Source organism: Pseudoalteromonas sp. RB2-MNA-CIBAN-0110, assembly GCF_040309305.1.
In the GTDB taxonomy this organism is placed as follows: Bacteria; Pseudomonadota; Gammaproteobacteria; order Enterobacterales; family Alteromonadaceae; genus Pseudoalteromonas; species Pseudoalteromonas arctica.
The window spans coordinates 1-18,510 of the sequence record NZ_JBEOOQ010000026.1; the positions used below are offsets into that span (position 1 = coordinate 1).

Annotated in this window: 14 protein-coding genes; 8 read left to right on the forward strand and 6 right to left on the reverse strand. The window is 39.8% G+C overall.

Annotation, left to right across the window (positions count from 1 at the left end):
• Positions 1–606: 606 nt before the first annotated feature.
• Positions 607–1,530 carry a glutaminase B gene (gene glsB, locus AAEY68_RS13190; RefSeq protein WP_024594093.1) on the forward strand — a complete coding sequence of 308 codons (924 nt, stop codon included), beginning with the start codon at positions 607–609 and terminating at the stop codon, positions 1,528–1,530.
• Positions 1,531–1,567: 37 nt separating this feature from the next.
• Here glsB and AAEY68_RS13195 read toward each other — a convergent pair whose 3' ends face one another.
• Positions 1,568–2,872: an inosine/guanosine kinase gene (locus AAEY68_RS13195; protein WP_010554383.1), complete on the reverse strand. Its 1,305-nt coding sequence runs from the start codon at positions 2,870–2,872 to the stop codon at positions 1,568–1,570.
• Positions 2,873–3,050: 178 nt separating this feature from the next.
• Between AAEY68_RS13195 and tadA the strand changes: the two genes are divergently transcribed.
• A complete protein-coding gene (tadA, locus tag AAEY68_RS13200; protein ID WP_010554384.1) occupies positions 3,051–3,566 on the forward strand; it encodes a tRNA adenosine(34) deaminase TadA in 516 nt (171 codons plus the stop codon).
• A gap of 2 nt (positions 3,567–3,568) precedes the next feature.
• Here the strand turns inward: tadA and AAEY68_RS13205 are convergent, their stop codons facing one another.
• Positions 3,569–3,736 (reverse strand): hypothetical protein, encoded by a 168-nt coding sequence (locus tag AAEY68_RS13205; RefSeq protein WP_007584688.1) that lies wholly within the window; start codon positions 3,734–3,736, stop codon positions 3,569–3,571.
• A 198-nt stretch (positions 3,737–3,934) separates the two neighbouring features.
• Positions 3,935–5,413 carry a membrane-bound lytic murein transglycosylase MltF gene (gene mltF, locus AAEY68_RS13210; protein ID WP_350586092.1) on the reverse strand — a complete coding sequence of 493 codons (1,479 nt, stop codon included), beginning with the start codon at positions 5,411–5,413 and terminating at the stop codon, positions 3,935–3,937.
• A gap of 211 nt (positions 5,414–5,624) precedes the next feature.
• Between mltF and purL the strand changes: the two genes are divergently transcribed.
• The 4 genes from purL to AAEY68_RS13230 all read left to right on the forward strand — a co-directional run bounded on the left by purL (position 5,625) and on the right by AAEY68_RS13230 (position 12,646).
• Positions 5,625–9,515, forward strand: coding sequence for a phosphoribosylformylglycinamidine synthase (gene purL / locus AAEY68_RS13215; protein WP_350586094.1), 3,891 nt, complete (start codon positions 5,625–5,627; stop codon positions 9,513–9,515).
• A 121-nt stretch (positions 9,516–9,636) separates the two neighbouring features.
• Positions 9,637–12,105 (forward strand): intermembrane phospholipid transport YdbH family protein, encoded by a 2,469-nt coding sequence (locus tag AAEY68_RS13220; RefSeq protein WP_024594092.1) that lies wholly within the window; start codon positions 9,637–9,639, stop codon positions 12,103–12,105.
• Positions 12,106–12,107: 2 nt separating this feature from the next.
• Complete coding sequence (locus AAEY68_RS13225; protein WP_007584699.1) at positions 12,108–12,305, forward strand: YnbE family lipoprotein; 198 nt, start codon at positions 12,108–12,110, stop codon at positions 12,303–12,305.
• A gap of 11 nt (positions 12,306–12,316) precedes the next feature.
• Positions 12,317–12,646: a YdbL family probable chaperone protein gene (locus AAEY68_RS13230; protein WP_007584701.1), complete on the forward strand. Its 330-nt coding sequence runs from the start codon at positions 12,317–12,319 to the stop codon at positions 12,644–12,646.
• A 71-nt stretch (positions 12,647–12,717) separates the two neighbouring features.
• Here AAEY68_RS13230 and AAEY68_RS13235 read toward each other — a convergent pair whose 3' ends face one another.
• A complete protein-coding gene (locus AAEY68_RS13235) occupies positions 12,718–13,266 on the reverse strand; it encodes a DUF1415 domain-containing protein (RefSeq protein WP_024591451.1) in 549 nt (182 codons plus the stop codon).
• On the reverse strand, positions 13,263–14,561 hold the full coding sequence (gene waaA, locus AAEY68_RS13240; RefSeq protein ID WP_024594091.1) for a lipid IV(A) 3-deoxy-D-manno-octulosonic acid transferase: 1,299 nt from the start codon (positions 14,559–14,561) through the stop codon (positions 13,263–13,265). The genes AAEY68_RS13235 and waaA overlap by 4 nt, the downstream gene beginning before the upstream one ends.
• Positions 14,562–14,743: 182 nt before the next feature.
• Between waaA and AAEY68_RS13245 the strand changes: the two genes are divergently transcribed.
• On the forward strand, positions 14,744–15,334 hold the full coding sequence (locus AAEY68_RS13245) for an SIS domain-containing protein (protein WP_002961065.1): 591 nt from the start codon (positions 14,744–14,746) through the stop codon (positions 15,332–15,334).
• A complete protein-coding gene (hldE, locus tag AAEY68_RS13250; RefSeq protein ID WP_165729385.1) occupies positions 15,334–16,773 on the forward strand; it encodes a bifunctional D-glycero-beta-D-manno-heptose-7-phosphate kinase/D-glycero-beta-D-manno-heptose 1-phosphate adenylyltransferase HldE in 1,440 nt (479 codons plus the stop codon). The genes AAEY68_RS13245 and hldE overlap by 1 nt, the downstream gene beginning before the upstream one ends.
• A 98-nt stretch (positions 16,774–16,871) precedes the next feature.
• Here the strand turns inward: hldE and AAEY68_RS13255 are convergent, their stop codons facing one another.
• Positions 16,872–18,377, reverse strand: a complete 1,506-nt coding sequence (locus tag AAEY68_RS13255; RefSeq protein ID WP_081707872.1) for a capsule assembly Wzi family protein — start codon at positions 18,375–18,377, stop codon at positions 16,872–16,874.
• Positions 18,378–18,510: the final 133 nt, after the last annotated feature.

Sequence of the window (18,510 nt, forward strand, 5' to 3'; positions counted from 1 at the left end):
TGCCGAACTCAGTAGTGAAACGAAACAGCGCCGATGATAGTGTAGCATTTGCTATGTGAAAGTAGGACATTACCAGGATTTAATTAAGAGAAACCCGTTACAGCAATGTAACGGGTTTTTTGCTTTTTGAAATTAGTAAAACTCAGCATACTAAGAGATGATACGATTAATAATAGTGTAGTATTTCACTGTGACTCTCTACCGCTGTGGGCACTACGACATCCTACTGCGTAGCGCACCGACTTCACATTGTAGAGCGCTCGAATTTAAGATTCGGGCTTTTTTATGTCTGCAGAAAAATGAAGTACGCGCAATTAACACCCACTCACATCAACACCTATCACGTAGGTCGGGCGAGCGTAGCGACTCCCGACGCTAAAATCATAAAAACCTCCGCTCGACAATGAGTTCGTAGCATTTGCACTGTGACTCTCCACCGCAGTGGGCATCATGAATTTAATTAAGAGAAACCAGATACAGTAATGTGACGTTTTTTTCTATTTAAATTTAGTAAAATCTCACCGTTAAATTCGACAACAAAACTAGGTGCACTTAATCGCGCGTGTTAAAATCCAATTTTTATGAATGACGATATAGAGGTCTAGATTGCCTACAGCTGATTACCAAAAGGTGCTTGATGAAATAGCATATGAAGTACGTCCTTTATTATCACAAGGGAAAGTAGCTGATTATATACCGGCGCTTGCCGAGGTTGATCCGGAACAATTTTCTATCGCTATTTATACAACTGATGGTGAAACTGTATGTGCGGGGGATTGTTCTCAACGCTTCACTATTCAATCAGTTTCTAAAGTTATGACACTTACTATGGCACTACAGCGTTATGGTGATGAACTTTGGCATAGAGTCGGAAAGGAACCCTCAGGTACAGCCTTTAACTCGCTTACACAGCTTGAGTTTGAAAAGGGAATACCTCGAAACCCATTCATCAATGCAGGCGCAATTGTAACGTGTGATGCGTTATACAGCCGCTTATCTGCGCCAATGCATTCTATGCTCGAAACCTTCAGGTTATTAGCTGGTAATAGAAGCATAGTAATTGATAAAAAAGTCGCTAATTCAGAGTATGAGTTCAGGCACCGAAATGCTGCGATGGCGCATTTGATGAAATCGTTTGGTAATTTTGAAAATGAAGTTGATGATGTTTTGTGGGCTTACTTTAACTTTTGCTCTATTGAGCTCAACTGTATTGAATTAGCAAAAGCTTATAATTTTTTAGCTAATAAGGGTGTTGATAATCGATCGGGCAATCGTGTTTTAAGTAGTCGTCAGAATAAACAGCTTAATTCGCTTTTATTCACGAGTGGTTTATATGATGCTGCGGGTGATTTTGGTTACAGAGTGGGCATGCCAGGTAAGTCGGGAGTGTCAGGAACTATTTTAGCTGTGTTACCAAATAAGTTTACTGTAGCTGTTTATTCTCCGGGGCTTAATTCGTTTGGTAACTCCGTTGCAGGAATAGCAGCATTAGAACTGCTATCTAAAAAGCTCGATATTTCTATTTTTTAGGAAATCGATAGGGAGCAATAATTGCTCCCACCGTTATTTATTGTTCCCAATAAACTTGTTCTAAACAATCTTCACGTTCAGGTAAACCACGAGATAAACGCGGAGAGTGCTGAACTAATACTTCATAGCTCGCTCGGTTAGCATATTTACTAATTTGCGATAGTGACGAGTAAGTAATAGCTTGTTGCTGATGTTTAGCTGAGTTTGCCACATTAAGCTTATGGTAAACATTCGCTGACAAATCATGTAGTACAGCCGCAAGTGCGCAGTCACCTGCACCATTGGTGTTTTTGATTGAATCAGGTCCCCCCATAAATGGGGCCGTATGACTATATGCTCTGATAGGTTCATCACACTCATCTTTACGCATAGCTCGTGAGAATTCGTAACGGTTAAAATCAGGTATGGCGCCTGGTAGTAACGGGTATTCGGTTTCACGCTTTAAGCTTTCGTCTACGTAGCCGGCCATAAATAAGCCTTTTTCGCCAGCGGTACAAATAACTAAGTCTACCCAATCAAGTGCTTTATCAGCAGCTAGAAGAGGATCTTCAAAACCTGTAATAGCTAAACCTTCTTCTTCGTTCATAGCAAGAATATCAACATGCTTTTCAACAAAGTTTGCCCACCAAGTAGGGTCTTGTTCAATTAAGAACTTAGTACCGAGTGTAAGCACAACTGGCACACCTGCGTCATTAGCGTATTTTACCGCTTGCATAGTGGCTTCAGTCATTGTTTCGCTACCTTGAGTACGCATAAGATAGGCACTAATCACTAACGCTGATGAATTCTCAATAAGGTCTTTATCGATAGATTCAGGACGTAAGTGATTCATTAGGCCTGCACTTATTGCAAAAGTACGCTCACCGGTTTCATCAATTAATGTAAAACAACGGCCTACAGGCCCATCAACTGGTTGAAGGTAGTTTAAGTCTACACGGCTTGAGGTATTACATAAAAAACGGTAAGCGTAGCTACCTATTTTTATATTTTCGCTCATTACGCCTAATAAAACTGAGCGATCATCTGCAAGTACAGAGTAGTTGTGCATAGTGTTACCAATGGTTCCACCGGCAAACTCAAAATCAACCATATTGTTTAATTTTAAACGATCGTATAAGGCGTTTGTTGTATCGCTATCAATAACTTGCGACATCCCTCTACGTAGTTGAAATTCGTCAAGGAAAGCTTGATCAACTTTTGCCTCTATATCAACAACGATCTGATCGATACCCGTAATATAACTACGTTGTAATCGCTCTGTTGCGTTAAGTTGATTGGTAAGTGGATCTTTGGCTTCCACTGGAAAATAATGTTTATGCCTGCGGCGTCCAGGAAATTTCATTTGCTACCCGTGTTGTGAGCTAAATAAAAAAAGCGTGAGATTATAGCGTAAATCAGCACGAGTGAGCCATTACAAACGGGTAAATATTGTTTTATTTTTGGAATAAAGTAATGAATGGCGCACTTTAGAGTGCTAACTAGGTATAATTACAGCATAAAAGGTTATTTAAGTAGAAATAATGAACGAACCATTTGATGATTCCTACTGGATGGAACAAGCGCTTTTGTATGCAAAGCAAGCAGAGCTGCTTGATGAAATTCCGGTTGGAGCAATTGTAGTCAAAGATAACCAGCTAGTTTCAGTCGGGTATAACCGCTCAATAACGGATAATGACCCATCTGCCCATGCCGAAATGATTGCAGTGCGAGAAGCTGGAAAAGTCCTTAACAATTACCGCTTAATTGATTGCACCCTATACGTAACGTTAGAGCCATGTTCTATGTGTGCGGGATTGTTAGTGCATAGTAGAATAAAGCGTTTAGTATTTGGAGCAGTCGATGCTAAAACAGGGTCTGCGGGTTCAATTATGAATTTATTACAAGAGCCTAAGTTAAATCATCAAGTTGAGGTGTGCGGTGGTGTTTTGGCACAGCAGTGCGGGGATACTATTTCGAATTTTTTTAAACGTAGAAGAGCGCAAATTAAAGCAGCTAAGAAAGCTGCTCGTGATGATCAAATAAATAAGCCTAACTAAAGTTAACTAGCGATTGGCTCTATTTCTGATTCAGCCATTTGCTGCATAGCAAACATTCGGCGACGCCAGATGATTTTTTTGTGTAGTTTTCGCAACATAACACGACGACGTGTGGCCGTTGAATAAATGACATTGCGTTTTAATCTTTGTGTGCGTCTACGTTTTAGCATGTTTTCTCCTAATGCAAGAGTGAGAAAGGCACGGGTATATCTTATAAAATAATGATATACAATTAACACACATTAGTGATCATTTGGTGACAAGTAAACAGATATTTAATTTACTTAAATTTTGCTTACTGACATACTCAATAAACGGGTACTTATATTAATCTTAGCCATTGTTTTCACTCGACTGTTCGGGTTCGATTATAGGTTGTTTTTTTCTGTTTGAGCTTCGTCGGCCTTACTTTTCACTTCACTTTTTTCGTTTAGCTTTAGCTTTAGCTCAGTATCAGTGCTCAACTCTGTAATTGGTTCTGGCTCAGGCTCTGCAGCAATAGCATCATTTTCATCTAGCCAAACAAGTGCATCGTAATAGCGACGAATATTATCGACATATTTAACAGCTACATCGCCTCGGGCATAACCGTAGCGAGTTTTACGGTAATAGCGCTTTTTAATTAATAGCGGTAGGCGTTTTTTTACATCAGCCCATTTGTCAGGACTTGCACCTTGCTGTTCGGTAATTATACGTGCGTCGTTAACGTGCCCCCAACCTACATTGTATCCGGCCAAAGCAAGCCATGTGCGGTCGGGTTGCGGGATACGGTCAGGAATACGTTTAATAAGCTTGCTTAAGTATTTAGCGCCACCACGAATGTTTTGCTCTGGTTCTAACCGGTTAGTAACACCTACTTGTTTGGCTGTACTGCGAGTTAGCATCATGATGCCGCGCACACCTGTTGGTGATTTAGCGCGAGGATTCCACATAGATTCTTGATAGCTTAGTGCCGCTAATAACCGCCAGTCAAGGCTACCTGCATATTGTTCAAACCATGGCTGGTATGTTGGTAAGGTTTCTTTAATTGCTTCGATATAAGCAAGGGTATTTACATAGTTAAATTGGCGTACGTGACCAAAGTATTTTTCTTCAAGTACATAGAGCTGGTTACTTTGCTTAACGTCACCAAAAAATGGCACCAACAACGCATATAAAGAGTCGTCTTTAGATTTATTAAGTATCCATGCAATCGGGTCGTTATGGCTAACTGAAAAACCAATGCTTAAATTTGGGTGATAACGGCGAAACAGCGATAGCGTATGCGTATCAGCGAGTGTGTAATCTATCTCTCCATCAATAACTGCTTGAAGTAGTTCTTCTTCATCAAACTCTTCGCTTTCTATCCAAGTCAGATCTGGATTGTTCTTCTTCATTTTTTGTAGAGTAAGCGAGTGGCTACTTTTAGCTATAACCGTAAAGTTGCCATCTAAATCGTCAAACTCTCGAGGACGAACGCGCCCTTGTTTATAAACTAACTTTTGGCTGATTGTTCTGTAAGTTGGTCCGTAACGGTATTGCTCTGCACGGGTTTTATTATAGGTAAGTCCTGACGCTATTAAGTCTAAATCACCGCTTTCAAGGCGTTCAAACATGTCAGATAAGTTAAAGAAAGGGACTATTTCAAGCTCTACTCCTAAATATTCAGCGAAGGCTTGAGATAACTCATATTCAAAGCCTTGCTCACCTTGAACGGCTTGATAATAATTACTAGCACTGGCAAGGGTACCCACACGTATTTTATTGTGTTCTTTTATTTGGGCGAGTTGAGTTGGCTGCTCTTGCATATCGCATGCACATAACAGCATAACTAAAGTAATGATTATTATTAGTTTTTCTTTCAACATTGAGTGCCCCTTAAGCTCGCCAGCCACCGTTATAGCAAAACTAAGCCATCGCGTCACTTTACGTTTTATTTTATTAACCAAAAGAGGCTATAAATAAAGCTAAAAAGTTAATTTTATGAAAAGCGTAATTTTGAGTTAAATCTGAATGCTAATTGGACTATAATGCGTGCCTAAAATATCGTTCAATCCCTAACCCCGGATGAAATTACCTATGTTGATCCTTCGTGGTGCACCAGCACTGTCAGAGTTCAGAGTTAATAAAATTTTAGCGCGTTGCCAACAATCGCAACTTCCAGTCACTAACGTATACGCCGAGTATGCTCACTTTGCCGATTTAACATCGCCGTTGAGTAGCTCCGAGCAAACCAAGCTTGAAAAACTATTAACTTACGGTCCAACTATTGCTGAGCATACCCCAGCTGGCAAACTTGTACTTGTTACACCTCGCCCAGGTACCATTTCACCTTGGGCATCTAAAGCAACCGATATTGCCCATAACTGTGGTTTAAAACAGGTTCACCGTGTTGAACGCGGTATTGCTTATTATGTTGAAGGTGACTTAAACGCAGAACAACTTGCACAAGTAATTGCGTTATTGCACGACCGTATGACCGAAGCCACGCATAGTGAGCTTGAAGATGCTGCACAACTGTTTCGCAGTGATGCACCGCGCCAAATGTCGTCTGTTGATATTTTAGGTGGCGGACGCGAAGCATTAGCAATAGCAAATGTTGAGCAAGGTTTTGCCCTTGCTGATGACGAAATAGATTACTTGGTAGAAAACTTTATAAAGTTAGGACGTAACCCTAACGACATCGAATTGTTTATGTTTGCACAAGCAAACTCAGAGCATTGTCGCCATAAAATATTTAATGCTGACTGGACAATCGATGGAAAAGAGCAGCCAAAATCGCTGTTTAAAATGATTAAAAATACGTTTGAGTTAAATCCTGAAAATGTATTGTCGGCGTATAAAGATAACGCGGCAGTAATGAAAGGCTCAAAAGCGGGTCGCTTCTTCCCAAATGCGCAAGGTGAATATGCGTATCATCAAGAAGACATTGAAATACTAATGAAAGTTGAAACGCATAACCACCCAACAGCTATCGCGCCATTCTCTGGTGCGGCTACAGGCTCTGGTGGTGAGATTCGCGATGAAGGCGCAACTGGTCGTGGCTCTAAGCCAAAAGCAGGTTTAGTTGGCTTTACTGTATCAAATTTACGTATTCCAGGTTACGAGCAACCATGGGAAAGCGATTTTGGTAAACCGGGTCGTATTGTAAACGCACTTGATATAATGACAGAAGGTCCACTAGGTGGCGCTGCATTTAATAATGAGTTCGGTCGTCCAAACTTATTAGGCTACTTCCGTACTTACGAAGAAAAAGTAACAAGCCATAATGGCGAAGAAGTACGTGGTTACCATAAACCAATTATGCTTGCCGGTGGTTTAGGTAATATTCGCTCTGATCATGTTCAAAAAGGCGATATTCCTGTTGGCGCTAAATTAATTGCGTTAGGTGGACCTGCAATGAACATTGGTTTAGGCGGTGGTGCTGCATCAAGCATGGCTTCAGGTCAATCAAACGAAGATTTAGATTTTGCTTCAGTACAACGCGAAAACCCAGAAATGGAACGTCGTTGCCAAGAAGTTATCGATAAATGTTGGCAGCTAGGTGACGAAAACCCAATTGCATTCATCCACGATGTAGGTGCTGGCGGTTTATCAAATGCGTTCCCTGAGCTTGTTAATGATGGCGGACGTGGTGGTAAGTTCCAATTACGTAGTATTCCTAACGATGAGCCAGGCATGGCACCACACGAAATTTGGTGTAATGAATCACAAGAACGTTATGTACTCGCTGTTGGCGTAGAGGACTTTGATCGCTTTGAAGCAATTTGTAAGCGTGAACGTGCCCAGTACGCTGTTATTGGTGAAGCAACCGCTGAACCTCACTTAACAGTGTCAGACAGCCATTTTGAAAATAACCCTGTTGATTTACCGCTGGACGTATTATTAGGTAAAGCACCTAAAATGCACCGCGATGTAACGTCAAAGCAAGTTGTTGGTAAAGCGCTTGATACTACATTAATAAATGCAGCAGATGCAGCGCAGCGCTTAATGCGTTTACCAGCCATTGCAGAAAAAACATTCCTAATAACAATCGGCGATCGCTCAGTTACGGGTTTAGTAGCGCGCGATCAAATGGTCGGTCCTTGGCAAGTACCTGTTGCTAACTGTGCAGTAACTGCGGCAACGTATGATACTTACCACGGTGAAGCTATGTCACTCGGTGAGCGTACTCCTGCAGCATTACTTAATTACGGTGCATCTGCTCGTTTAGCTGTAGCTGAGTCGTTAACTAATATTGCCTGTGCAAACATCGGTAGCCTTGAAAACATTAAGTTATCGGCAAACTGGATGGCAGCAGCGGGTCACCCAGGTGAAGATGCTGGTTTATATGAAGCGGTTAAAGCAGTAGGCGAAGAGCTTTGTCCTGCGCTTGGTTTAACGATTCCAGTGGGTAAAGATTCTATGTCAATGAAAACGACATGGAAAGATGAAGGTGATTCACAAGAGAAGTCAGTAACATCGCCGCTTTCACTGGTTATAACTGCGTTTGGTCGTGTTGACGACGTACGTAAAACAGTAACGCCACAACTGCGCACAGATAAAGGCGACACATCGCTTATATTAGTTGATTTAGGTGCGGGTAAAAACCGCATGGGCGCATCAAGCCTTGCGCAAGTTTATAAGCAATTAGGTGATGTAACACCTGATGTAGATAGCCCAGAGTTATTAAAAGGCTTTTATAACGCAATGCAAGCGCTTGTGGCCGATAGTAAATTACTTGCTTATCATGACCGCTCAGACGGTGGTTTATTTACCACGGTTGCTGAAATGGCGTTTACGGGTCATACCGGTGTAACGGTTGATTTAGCAGCTTTAACAGGTTCAGACATTGAAGCGCTTTATAACGAAGAGCTAGGTGCGGTCATTCAAGTTGCAAATAGTGATTTAGATGCGGTAAATGCAGTGTTTGAACAACATGGTATAGCAGCAATTAGTCACAACATTGGCACGCTTAACAGCGATGATACGATTATATTTAACCGTGGCGAAAATACGGTACTTAATCATACGCGTACTGAGCTTCGTACTATTTGGGCTGAAACAACGTATCAAATGCAAGCACGCCGTGATAACCCTGAGTGTGCTAAGCAAGAGTTTGATGCAAAGTTTGATGCAAAAGATCCAGGCTTAAACGTAAAACTAAACTTTGATTTAAACGAAGATATAGCTGCACCATATATTGCAACCGGTGCTAAACCGCAAATGGCTATTTTACGTGAGCAAGGTGTTAACTCTCATTTAGAAATGGCGGCAGCGTTTAATCGCGCAGGTTTTGCAGCCGTTGATGTACACATGAGCGACATTTTAGAAGGTCGTTTAACACTAGAGCAATTTAAAGGTTTAGTGGCATGTGGTGGTTTCTCATACGGTGACGTACTTGGTGCGGGTGAAGGTTGGGCTAAGTCTATTTTGTTTAACGACATGGCACGCGATCAGTTCCAAAACTTCTTCCACCGTGAAGATACCTTTAGCTTAGGTGTATGTAACGGTTGCCAAATGTTATCAACATTAAAAGAGTTGATCCCTGGCACTGAACATTGGCCGCGCTTTGTAACTAATAAATCAGAACGTTTTGAAGCACGCTTTAGTTTAGTAGAAATACAAGAAAACCCGTCTGTGTTCTTTAACGGAATGGCTGGCTCGCGTATGCCTATAGCGGTTTCTCATGGTGAAGGTCATGCTGAGTTTGCAAACGATGCAGCCACTAAAGCGGCGCTTAATAGCGGCACTGTAGCGGTTAAGTTTGTAGATAACTACGGTAACCCTACAACGCAGTACCCAGCTAACCCTAATGGATCTCCAGAAGGTATTACAGGTATTACGTCAACTGATGGTCGCGCCACTGTAATGATGCCGCATCCAGAACGTGTATTCAGAAGCGTTGCCAACTCTTGGCATCCTGATGAGTGGGTCGAGGATAGCCCGTGGATGCGTATGTTCCGTAACGCACGTAAAAACGTAGGTTAATTACATTTGCGTTTATACAAGTTAGATTCATAATCTTACTGTAAAATAAAAAAGGCTGCATTGTGCAGCCTTTTTTGATTAGTATAGTTTTAGCTAAAAGCACAAAGCATTTAAGGATAGTATGTTTAAGCGAGTTGGTTTAATTGTTGGGGCTGTATTGCTAAGTACCTTACTGCTTGGTTATGTATTTCGCTTGCCTTTATTACAGTGGGCTATTGCGCCTGAGCTCAAAAAAGCAGGCATTACGTTAAGTTGTCTCGATTTTTCAATTACGTCTGAACTAAATATTCATGCTGATAAAGTGTGTGTAAATTACCAAAATCAACAGTTACAACTCACTGGTATTACTGCAAATACAAAGCGTATAGATATTAAAAATGCAGTGCTAGCAGTTAATTCACTCCCTAAAAGTGATAATGCTAATCAACTTGCTAAAAATCTCGATTTAGCACTTCCCTTAAATCGCCCATTAATCAGCATTAAACAGCTTGTAGTAAAAAGTGACGAGCTCAATAAGTCACTTAAAATAAGTATATTAGAACCCGAGCTAAATAAATTTAATGTTACGGGTGATATAAACGCGAGTGCAATTTTGACTGCTAATAAAGTAAGTGGTCAGTTTGAAATTAATGACACACTTTTAAAGCAGGTTATAAACACTAAAAATACATTAATCGCAGATTTTAACTTTAATACTCAGCAAGCGTTTAGCTTTGATGGTATAGAACTTGAGTTAAATGGTGATATTAGTTCCCAGCTTGCTCACACGTATGAATTTTCTCATACAAATCAGCAGTGCCAAGTTAACGTATTAACCACTGGTAAATTGACGACTCATTTTAATTTAAATAGCCAAGCGTTAATGTTTAATACCGATTTGCTTAATAACAAAATTAATTTAACACCAAGCTGTATTGAGTTAATACCACCGAGTGAATATGCAGGCTTTATTAGCAAACAAGTTCCTTTAAATTGGCAACTTAAACTCCCTCAATCAATTAGCTTAGAGGCTAGTGAGCTCAGTGTACCTGTAATTAATTTGATGAGTGAAGGCGATAAGCAATTTGATTTTTTAATAACAGATACAACACTAAATATTACATCTCCACTTGAGTACTTACAGACAAATTTATCAGCTCAAATAAATACACCCGATATAAATAATATTAGCGTTAATGCTCAGATATCTAGCGCTGCAATTAAAGGCGATTACGCCGTTATGCTTGAAGGCTTGCCTGAGTTTGCACCTGCAACAGCGAATGGGCTTAGCCTTAGTGGTCACTTTAATATAAGTGAGTTTATAGACTCAAAACCAATTGGGCTTATAAATGCTAAATTAACGCTTAATAGTGTAGATGCGTTTGATATAAGTGCAGTGCAATACCAAGGTGATTTAACAGCAAAAATGGATAAACAGTTAAACGCAGAGGTAGCGTTAACGCAGCAGTTAAAAAGCGCAGAATATAAAGAATTTAAAGTCACAGATATAAGTAACACATTAACAGCAAATGCTAATTTAGGCGTAGGTGAGTTATTTGCTGATCTAACTGCAAAAACGAATATAAAGGCTGTTAATAGCCCCGACATAAAACTTAATAATATAAAAGTAGAGTCTACAGGCTTGCAAAGCCGTGCACTAAAAGCCACGCATCACGCATTTATAAACGATGTTGAGTTAGTTGTAAATCATCATATGTCGTCGCAAGCTCATCCGTTTGAAGTCATTATTCCTGAACAAAGTACGCTGCTGTTAAATGCGCTTATTAGGCAATTTGAGCCACTTGCACAACTAACAGAGGGCGAATTTAATGGCTATATTAGTGGCGATATAAACTTACAAAATGCACTGTTCAATATGGGGATTAGTCATACAAGTGCACTGTATAACGATTACCTTGCGAGTGATTTAAACAGTGTATTTAGCGGGGAATATAATTCAGGTAAGCTTAATGTAAAACCAACTACCTTTAATTTAAATGAGTTTAGAGCGGGTGCCGTAGTTAAAGCGATTAAAGGGCAATGGCAAGTGAGTAGTAATACCGCGCTTATAAATGATGTAAAAGGAAGTGTGTTTGGTGGCGAATTTTCGTTAGATACCTACACAATAGGGAAGCCAAACCAAGTTGCCAATGTTAAGTTTGAAAATATTGATGCAAGTAAACTCGTTACACTCGACGATAAGTCGGGCATTGTATTAACGGGACGCTTGGCGGGGTCTTTACCTGTCCATTTTGATAGTGGAAAAATTGAAATAATTGACGGTAGTTTATTTAGCCAAGGAACAGGTAATTTAAAAATCACCAATAATGCCGCGTTTGATTCAGTAATGCAGCAACAGCAAGAGTTGCAACCTGTATTAGGGCTATTAACTAATTTAGATATTCAAAAACTTAATAGCAGTGTGGCATTAAAAAACGATGGCTGGTTAAAGCTTGGGGTTAATTTACAAGGCTATAATAAACAAGAGCAGCAGCAAGTTAACTTTAATTATAACCACGAAGAAAACGTATTTACACTTTTACGCGCACTGCGTTTAAGTGACGAAATTACACAAAAAGTTGAGCAACAATACTCACAAAAAGGAAACTAATAATGAGACAGTCGTTATTGATAAAAGTACTGCTCGCGCTAGGTGCTATTAGTGCACTAAGTGCCTGCACGCACCGAGTTGAGGTGTCTGCTAAAGAGCCCATTACTATTAATTTAAATGTGAAGGTCGATCACGAAATTCGCGTAAAAGTAGATAAAGAACTCGACAGTTTGTTTAGTGACGACAGTGAGTTATTTTAAGGAGCTAAAACATGAATACGAAGAAAAAATTAAATATTATTACGTTAGTTAGTGCAGTATGTATGTCGTTCTCTGCGTGGGCTATTAGCCTTGATGACGCTAAAAACCAAGGTTTTGTAGGTGAAGATAGCTCTGGTTATTTAGGGCTCGTTGTACAAAACGCAGAAGCAAAAGCAGTTGTTGATGACATAAATGCAAAGCGTAAAGCGCAGTACTTAAAGCTGGCTAAAAAGAATAACTTGTCACTTTCACAAGTAGAAGCACTTGCTGCCGCTAAAACAATTGAAAAAACCCAAAGTGGTCATTACGTTGAAGTAAATGGTAACTGGGTTAAAAAATAAGCGTTAGTTATTGCCTTGTTTTGTAAAAAGTTTTGCACAAAGTTTTTACAAACCAAAATAAAACCGAGCATTTAAGCGCTCGGTTTTTTACAGCCTTCGAGTAACTGCTGCCAAAAATCAATACCCTTACGCCTTGCTAGGTTTATATTATGCTCTGGAATAGATTCAGGCTCGTTATAACTATCAAGTGCTTCGCTCATACTTGCTTCGCGAATTAAATGCAAAGTAGGAAAGGGCGCTCTATTTGTGTAATTTGCGGCATCAGTTTCATCGCTGTCGGCAAATACGTAATCAGGATGAAAGTTAGCAATTTGATACTTCCCTTCAAACCCCTGCGCGACTAAAAGTGCATTAGCTAAATCGACCAAGTCTAAAAAGTCTTCAAAATCACTAAAGCCGTTGTCAAACATGATAAGGGTTGTTTCGCGCTCTGGTTCGCGGTCAAGCTCAACACATTGCTCAAGCATATCCATTACGGCATCATCCATAGTTGCTGCAGGGCTTACTATGTAATGAATACAGTTGTTTTCTACTTCTTTACGTGCAAATGGGCAAAAGTTATATTTAACAATAACAGATGACACCCATTCACGGGTTTGGCTTATAGCTATGTTGGTCACGGTTTTGGCTCTAAATATTGATTAATAATGGTAAGTGTTTTTTGTATAGCACCTTGGTTTTTAGTTACGCATTGCGCAGCTTTAATACCTAAGGTTTGGCACGCTTTTGTGTTTTGGCTAAACGTTATGAGCTGCTTTGCTAGTGCGTCATAGCTATCAACCACTACAGTGCCTTTAAGTTTTATTAGCTCGGGATAAACATGATCAAAATTGTATGTGTGTGGACCTGTTATTAAACCTACCGAAAACGCAGCTGATTCCAGTGGGTTATGCCCACCTCTGCGTATTAAGCTGCCACCAATAAAGCTCACATTTGCAGAGCCATATAAACACTGTAATTCACCAAGCGTATCAGCAAGGAGTACTTGTTCATTGTTGTAGTTATTTTGGCTACGACGGCTAAAACTAAGTGGGCTTTGTGTTAAAAGCTCAGCTACTTTATCAAATTGCTCTGGATGGCGCGGGGCAATTATAAGTAATGCATTAGGTTGCTTTTTTAGTAACTCTTGATGGGCTGAAAGTACCAACTCATGCTCAATAGGATGTGTTGAACCTGCTACCCATACAAAGCGTTCATCGTTATTGTCTTCATTACTGTTATAAAGCTGTTTAAGGTTGAGTACTTTGGCTAATTGCTCGTCACTTGGTGTTATATCAAATTTTATAGAGCCTGTTACATGGCTTTTTGAAGTTTCGAGACCAAGCTCTATAAAACGCTCTGCATCTGCCTTGTTATGACTCGCAAGTACTGTAATTGAGCGCATAATAATATGCGTTAATTTAGCGACCTTTTGATAACCCTGCTGCGACTTTTCAGAGAGTCTTGCATTGATAACAAGTACCGGTATATTTTTTTTGTGACTTATCGCCATTAAATTTGGCCATAGCTCTGTTTCTAAAATACATAATGCTTGTGGCTTTATACGCTTTAAAAATCGGGCTGTCGCAAACGGAAAATCGATTGGTAAGTAGCTACACGCCACAGTATTTTTAAACTGGCTAAGTATTTGCTCTCTGCCTGTTGGAGTATTACAGGTTATAAGTATATTTAAATTTGGATGCGCTTTTTGAAGAGCTTTAATAAGCGGCGTTGCGGCAAGTACCTCACCAACAGAAGCACAATGAAAAACTAAAGGTTTGGTTTTAGTCGTAAATAAAGACTTACTGACAAACCCAAAGCGCTCTTTAAAGTGTGCACGATAACCTTGGTTTTTTTTACCTCGTAAAATATAGAGATAAAATACAATCAGTGGGCTAATAAAAATTAATGCTAGAGAGTAAAAAATGCGTGCCATACTGATCTTTCTTAAAGGGAGGTGGCGTTAGTTTACCGTGAAATAGCCGTTTTCTAAACATACTCACAATAAAATATGGTCTGGGTTCAGTTATAACCCGATAAAATGCACACAATTAAATAAAATTATGGAATAATGGATTTAATTTTTCCCTGCTATTTCAGTTCCTAGAGGAATTTTTCATGTCAATTATCGATTCAGTGGCAACTAGCTACGTTGAAACATTAAACCGTCATCAAGCATTATTTGAAACGATGGAAGCTTATCATCAAGAATCTATGCAACTGTTAGAAGCATGCCACAGTGCATTACAAGCTGGTGGCAAGATTGTTTGGTTTGGTAACGGCGGTAGTGCAGCCGATGCGCAGCATTTAGCAGCAGAATTTGTAGTGCGTTATAAATTAGAACGTGGTCCGCTTGCCTCAATGGCATTGACTACAGATACATCAATTTTAACAGCACACAGCAACGATTATCACTTTGATACGGTGTTTGAACGCCAAGTTCAAGCGCTATGTAAGCCAGAAGATTTAGTGATTGGTTTAACCACATCAGGTACTAGTAATAATATTAATTTAGCATTAGAAGCTGCAAATAAACTAGGCGCTTTTACAGTGGCATTAACTGGACGTGATGGCGGTAAAGTAAAAGATATTGCTAAGTTACCTATCATTATAAAAAATGACGAAACAGCACGTATTCAAGAAGCTCACATGTTTATAGGTCACTGGTTATGTGAAGCCATGGATATGGTTGTTGCGGAGCAGCAGTAATGGATTTATCGTTATTAAAAAACTTATCAGCGGCACGAATATTAGTTGTTGGCGACGTAATGCTAGACCGTTATTGGTACGGTGATACCGGGCGTATTTCGCCTGAAGCGCCAGTACCTGTTGTTAAAGTAAGTAAATTTGAAGATAAAGCGGGCGGCGCAGCTAACGTTGCAAAAAATATAGCCCGGTTAGATGCAAAAGTTGGCTTACTGGGCTTAATTGGTGAAGACGAAAGCGGGCAGATTTTAGAGACTATTCTAAAAGGTGAAAAAATAAGTTCACAATTAGTCAGTGTATGTGATTTACCGACTATTTCAAAAATGCGTGTTATTAGCCGCCACCAACAACTGGTTCGTCTTGATTTAGAAGAAACATTTACCGAGCAACACAGCCAACTTTTATTAAACCGTTTAGAGCTTGTACTTGATGAATACGATTTTATTGTGTTCTCTGATTACAGCAAAGGATCTTTAAGCTTAATTAAAGAGATGGTAAGCCTTGCTAAGGGCGCCGGAAAAACGGTTTTAATCGACCCTAAATCGCCAGATTTACATTTATATGAAGGTGCTGATTACATTACGCCTAATTTACATGAGTTTAAGTTAGCGGGTGGTCAAACCGATTCAGAAGAAGCTTTAGCTGCAAGTGCACGTGATTTAATTAGCAAAAATGGCATTAAAGCCATGTTGCTTACGCGTTCTGAGCAAGGTATGTCGTTAATTAATGCAGATGAAAAATTTGATTTTGCAGCACAAGAACTTGAAGTAAGTGATGTGACTGGGGCTGGTGATACGGTTATAGCTACATTAGCCGTTATGCTTGGTGCGGGCATGGAACCTAAAGATGCTGTCGAAATTGCTAACTTAGCGGCAGGTATAGCGGTTAGTAAATTTGGTGCAGCTACAGTTTCGCCAGAAGAGTTAAGTCGTAAGCTTGGTCAGTATTTACATACTACTGGTGAGCATTACCAAACACCATTTGATGATGTCCTTCAACATATTGAGTTTGCAAAACAAAATGGCGAAACCATTGTATTTACTAATGGCTGCTTTGATATTTTACATGCTGGGCATGTGCGTTATTTAGCACAAGCTAAAGCCCGAGGCGATAGACTCGTTGTTGGATTAAATAATGATGAATCTATTACGCGCTTAAAGGGGGCAGATCGTCCTATTAACCCGCTAGATGAGCGTGCAATGGTACTTAGCGCACTTTCATCAGTTGATTGGGTTATTCCGTTTGGTAGTCTAGATGAAAACGATACTCCCGCTAAATTAATCGAGCAGATAAGCCCTGATATTTTAGTTAAGGGTGGCGACTACACCGTAGAGCAAATAGCGGGTGCTGAGCATGTACTTCGCCATGGCGGAAAAGTTGAAGTGCTTGAATTTTTAGATGGATGCTCAACATCAAAAGTAATTAGTAAAATTAAACAGTAATTACTGATTTAGTTTGCTAAAAAATACAAAAAAGGGATGAAAACACTGTTTTCATCCCTTTCTTACTTTTAATACGTTACTTTATTAAAAGTAACGTATTAAAAGTTATATTCGTACTTAGCAAACGCAGAAGTATCGTTTTCAGCACCGTCGTTGTTAGACGCAAAAGCACCTAAAGTGACGCGTCCTCCCATAGAAAGCATTCTGTAACGAAGTTCTAATTGCTTACTGTTGTAGGCTGTTTTAGTTATGCTGTTACCTAAATCTGGATTGCTAGGGTACCAATCGCTATTGTCACTATTGTAATCAACACTGCGTAATTTCAACTGCCAATCATCACCATTAGAAAGCTGACCAAGTAGTGTTAGGACAACTGATTGCGCATCATTATCATACGTCGAACCAATAGTGCGTCCATGGTAGCGATAGCCAGACTTATAAGTATCATGCTCATAGTAACAATTTTCAACTATTGATTCAGCTTGGCATGAAACACCAGTATCTATATATTCAACATTTACTAATATGTTTTGAGCATAAATGCGCTGTGTTGTTTGCAGACCAAATAAGTAAGCTCTATCAGCGGGTTTAAACTGTGAGCTAGCATCTTCACCTATAGTACTGGCATAAACCGCATATGGTTGATCAAATAAGGTATCTGACCAACGAATATCAATACCAGCCAATTGATTACCTATTTTCGACTCTAACTGGCTATCACAACTCTCATTGCCATCGATACATGCAGTTTGCCCTGTTATGACATCAATAAAATCACCCGCAGAGCCCGGTTGTCCGTCACCTGCCCATTGTGCAGACCAGCTAAGTGCAATTTCTAACTGTTGAATAGGGCGAAAATTAACACGAGTACTCCACAGTAAAGCATCAGGTATAACACGCGTAGACTCAAGCTTTGCCATTTGTGCTGTAAAGCTCCATTGACCAATCCAGCTCAGCCATGGTGTCTCAAAAGCAGTACTTTTTTCTCGAGTAACACTTAGTGCAGGTAAAGGTTTCGCATTACCTGACATAATTAAGCTGTTATCAACACCAGGTCCCCAAAATTGTTCAACAGCACCGGCTCTAAAAATCCAGTTACCTAAACGGTAAGCTAAGTAACTATTATCAAGTGAGGTATCGTTACAATCGGTTAAAGCTTGCTCATCGGTAACTATATCGTCAGTCGTTTTTCCATCAACTAAACATTTTTTACCGTCTTTTCTATAGTTTATAGCTACTTTAGCTGCAAAGTTATCGCCTAAATAAGCGTAAGCTGCTGAAAGCTCTGTTTCTTGAGTATTTGTTGCACCAAAGCTTGTTGCTATGATTGGATCTGTGGCTGCAAAAGCTGATAATTGAAGACTATGTGAGCTACTATTTTCCGATTTATATCGATGTTTAACGCGAAGTAAAGCATCTTGTAAGCTTGGAGATAATTGCTCCAGCGGCATGCTTTCCACATCGCTTATAAAACTTTTCCACATAAGCGGATAGGTAGTTACAGGAGCTAAAATAACACCGGCATCAGCTAATTGTTGAATATCAGCTCTTAGACCATAATCATCGGGTTTTACCCATGGCTCAGCATTAACTGATGCGCTCATAGCGCAAAAAAGAGTAGAAAGTAGAAAAATTCTGTTTCGCAAAGTTCAGATCCTTGTGATTAAGATTGCGGCTAAGTTTATCAATCTAAGTCTGCTATTGCAGTAAATAATCAAATTTATAGAGTTAATTTAA